The organism is Citrobacter sp. wls826 (assembly GCF_005281245.1).
In the GTDB taxonomy this organism is placed as follows: domain Bacteria; phylum Pseudomonadota; class Gammaproteobacteria; order Enterobacterales; family Enterobacteriaceae; genus Citrobacter; species Citrobacter braakii.
This window is the reverse complement of record NZ_SZWS01000034.1, coordinates 13,963-17,603: the sequence shown is the minus strand read 5'-3', so window position 1 is coordinate 17,603 and position 3,641 is coordinate 13,963. Positions and strand designations below refer to the sequence as shown.

General features: G+C 51.0%; 4 protein-coding genes and 1 pseudogene. All 5 read left to right on the top strand.

Features of this window, described 5'->3' with window-relative positions:
• Window positions 1-346 (top strand): annotated as a pseudogene (gene ubiJ / locus FDW87_RS22135) (ubiquinone biosynthesis protein UbiJ); the annotation flags it as partial.
• Window positions 343-1,983, top strand: coding sequence for a ubiquinone biosynthesis regulatory protein kinase UbiB (gene ubiB / locus FDW87_RS08600; protein ID WP_016155140.1), 1,641 nt, complete (start codon window positions 343-345; stop codon window positions 1,981-1,983). The pseudogene ubiJ and the gene ubiB, both read left to right, overlap by 4 nt.
• A 78-nt stretch (window positions 1,984-2,061) precedes the next feature.
• Window positions 2,062-2,316 carry a Sec-independent protein translocase subunit TatA gene (tatA, locus tag FDW87_RS08595; RefSeq protein ID WP_003017888.1) on the top strand — a complete coding sequence of 85 codons (255 nt, stop codon included), beginning with the start codon at window positions 2,062-2,064 and terminating at the stop codon, window positions 2,314-2,316.
• 3 nt (window positions 2,317-2,319) lie between these two features.
• Entirely contained in the window at window positions 2,320-2,868 is a 549-nt protein-coding gene (gene tatB, locus FDW87_RS08590) for a Sec-independent protein translocase protein TatB (protein WP_016155141.1), read from the top strand.
• 2 nt (window positions 2,869-2,870) lie between these two features.
• On the top strand, window positions 2,871-3,641 hold a 771-nt coding region (gene tatC, locus FDW87_RS08585; RefSeq protein WP_137379643.1), incomplete at its 3' end, for a Sec-independent protein translocase subunit TatC.

Genomic DNA, 3,641 nt, shown 5'->3' with positions numbered 1-3,641 from the left:
CACCACGCTTATCCGCAGTGGTGAGCTGGAGGTTCAGGGCGATATCCAGGTGGTACAGAACTTTGTCGCGTTGGCCGATCTGGCGGAGTTTGATCCCGCAGAACTGTTAGCACCTTATACCGGCGATATCGTCGCGGAAGGGGTCAGCAAAGTTTTGCGTGGTGGAGCGAAGTTCCTGTGCCACAACATTCAACGCCAGCAGCGCTATGTTGCCGAAGCGATCACCGAAGAGTGGCGTATGGCTCCAGGTCCGCTTGAGGTTGCATGGTTTGCAGAAGAAACGGCAGCCGTTGAGCGTGCGGTCGAATCTCTGGCCAAACGGCTGGAAAAACTGGAGGCCAAATGACGCCAGGTGAAGTACGGCGCCTTTATTTCATCATTCGCACTTTTTTAAGCTACGGTCTTGATGAACTCATCCCCAAAATGCGTATCACGCTGCCGCTCCGGTTGTGGCGTTACACGCTGTTCTGGATGCCCAACCGACATAAAGACAAACCGCTGGGAGAACGGCTGAGACTGGCTTTACAGGAGCTCGGCCCGGTGTGGATTAAGTTCGGGCAAATGCTCTCTACCCGCCGTGATCTTTTCCCGCCGCACATCGCCGATCAGCTAGCGCTATTGCAGGATCGGGTAGCCCCATTCGATGGGCAAAGAGCGAAAGAACAAATCGAAGAGGCGATGGGGGGGCTGCCCGTCGAAGAATGGTTTGATGATTTTGAGATCACACCGCTGGCATCCGCGTCTATTGCTCAGGTTCACACCGCGCGACTGAAATCGAATGGGAAAGAGGTGGTGATCAAAGTTATCCGCCCGGACATACTGCCGGTAATTAAAGCGGATTTGAAACTGATCTACCGCCTTGCCCGCTGGGTACCTCGCCTGATGCCAGACGGCCGCCGCCTGCGACCAACAGAAGTGGTCCGTGAATATGAAAAAACGTTGATTGATGAGCTGAATCTGCTGCGCGAGTCGGCGAACGCGATTCAGCTGCGACGTAATTTTGAAGACAGCCCAATGCTGTACATCCCGGAAGTGTACTCTGACTATTGCAGTCAGAACATGATGGTGATGGAGCGCATTTACGGTATTCCCGTTTCAGATGTCACCTCGCTTGAGAAGAACGGCACCAATATGAAGCTGCTGGCTGAACGCGGTGTTCAGGTCTTCTTTACTCAGGTATTCCGCGACAGCTTTTTCCATGCGGATATGCACCCTGGGAACATTTTCGTGAGTTATGAGCATCCTGAAAACCCGAAATACATTGGTATTGATTGTGGGATTGTGGGTTCTTTAAACAAAGAAGATAAGCGTTATCTGGCTGAAAACTTCATCGCGTTCTTTAACCGCGACTACCGCAAAGTTGCTGAACTGCATGTGGATTCTGGCTGGGTTCCGCCGGATACCAACGTAGAAGAGTTTGAATTTGCCATTCGTACCGTGTGCGAGCCGATTTTCGAAAAACCGCTGGCGGAGATTTCCTTTGGCCATGTGCTGTTAAATCTGTTCAACACAGCGCGCCGATTCAATATGGAAGTTCAGCCTCAACTGGTATTGCTACAGAAGACTCTGCTGTACGTTGAAGGTGTCGGACGACAGCTCTACCCGCAGTTAGATTTGTGGAAAACGGCCAAGCCTTTCCTCGAATCCTGGATCAAAGATCAGGTCGGTATTCCGGCGCTTGTTAGGGCATTTAAAGAAAAAGCACCGTTCTGGGTCGAAAAAATGCCAGAAATACCTGAACTGGTGTATGACAGTTTGCGCCAGGGCAAATATTTACAGCACAGTGTTGATAAGATTGCCCGCGAGCTTCACGCGAATCATGTACGTCAGGGACAATCCCGTTATTTATTGGGCATTGGTGCAACATTGTTGCTCAGTGGAACATTCCTGCTGGTAAGCCGTCCTGAGTGGGGGCTTATGCCGGGCTGGTTAATGGCCGGCGGTGTCTTAGCCTGGTTGATCGGCTGGCGCAAAATGCGCTGAATTTTTCATCGCCCTAGGCAGGTCGTGTAACGTATACTACGGCCTTATTAATTCATCATCTATGACAGAGGAACATGTATGGGTGGTATCAGTATTTGGCAGTTGTTGATCATTGCCGTCATCGTTGTACTGCTATTTGGCACCAAGAAACTCGGCTCCATCGGTTCCGATCTTGGCGCGTCGATTAAAGGCTTCAAAAAAGCAATGGGTGATGATGAGCCAAAGCAAGATAAAACCAGCCAGGACGCTGATTTTACTGCTAAATCCATTACCGATAAGCAGGGCGAAGTGAAAAAAGAAGACGCCAAAAGCCAAGATAAAGAGCAGGTATAATCCGTGTTTGATATCGGTTTTAGCGAACTGTTATTGGTGTTCGTGATCGGCCTCATCGTCCTGGGGCCGCAACGATTACCTGTAGCGGTAAAAACGGTTGCTGGCTGGGTTCGTGCTTTGCGTTCCCTGGCAACTACTGTTCAGAATGAACTGACCCAGGAGCTTAAGCTTCAGGAGTTTCAGGACAGCCTGAAGAAAGTAGAGAAAGCGAGCCTGACAAATCTGACCCCGGAGTTGAAAGCCTCAATGGATGAGCTGCGTGAAGCGGCAGAGTCGATGAAGCGTTCTTACAGTGTGCACGATCCTGAGAAAGAGAGCGATGAAGCGCACACTATCCATAATCCGGTGGTGAAAGAAGCTGAAGCGCAGCGAGAAGGGGTCACCCCTGCTGCCGCTGAAAACCAGGCCAGTTCGCCGGAGCAAAAACCGGAATCCACGGGTGCTAAAACGCCAGAGCCAACGGAAAACACTTCCGCTACGTTAATGGATGCAGAAAAGAAAGCTGTCGCACCTGTTGCCGAATCCTCCCCCTCGTCGAGTGATAAACCGTAAACATGGCTGTAGAAGATACCCAACCGCTCATCACGCATCTTATTGAGCTGCGTAAGCGACTCCTGAACTGCATCATTGCGGTAATCGTGATCTTTCTGGCGTTGGTTTACTTTGCCAACGACATTTACCATATGGTCGCGGCGCCGTTGATTAAACAGATGCCGCAGGGTGCAACGATGATCGCCACCGATGTGGCTTCGCCGTTCTTTACCCCAATCAAGTTGACCTTCATGGTATCGCTGATCCTGTCAGCGCCAGTGATCCTCTACCAGGTGTGGGCATTTATTGCGCCAGCGTTATATAAACATGAACGCCGTCTGGTTGTTCCGCTGCTGGTCTCCAGTTCGTTGTTGTTCTACATCGGCATGGCATTCGCCTATTTTGTTGTCTTCCCGTTGGCGTTTGGTTTTCTGGCCAACACGGCTCCGCAAGGCGTGCAGGTATCAACGGACATTGCCAGCTATCTCAGCTTTGTAATGGCGCTATTTATGGCTTTCGGTGTCTCTTTTGAGGTGCCTGTCGCCATCGTGCTGCTATGCTGGATGGGCATTACGACGCCAGATGATTTACGCAAAAAACGTCCTTATGTTGTGGTGGGAGCCTTTGTTGTTGGGATGCTACTGACCCCGCCAGATGTCTTCTCGCAAACGTTGTTGGCGATACCGATGTACTGCCTGTTCGAGGTGGGTGTTTTCTTCTCTCGTTTCTATGTCGGTAAGCGACGTACGAGAGATGAGGACAACGAGGCTGAAGAAGCAAAAGAAGCCGAAGCC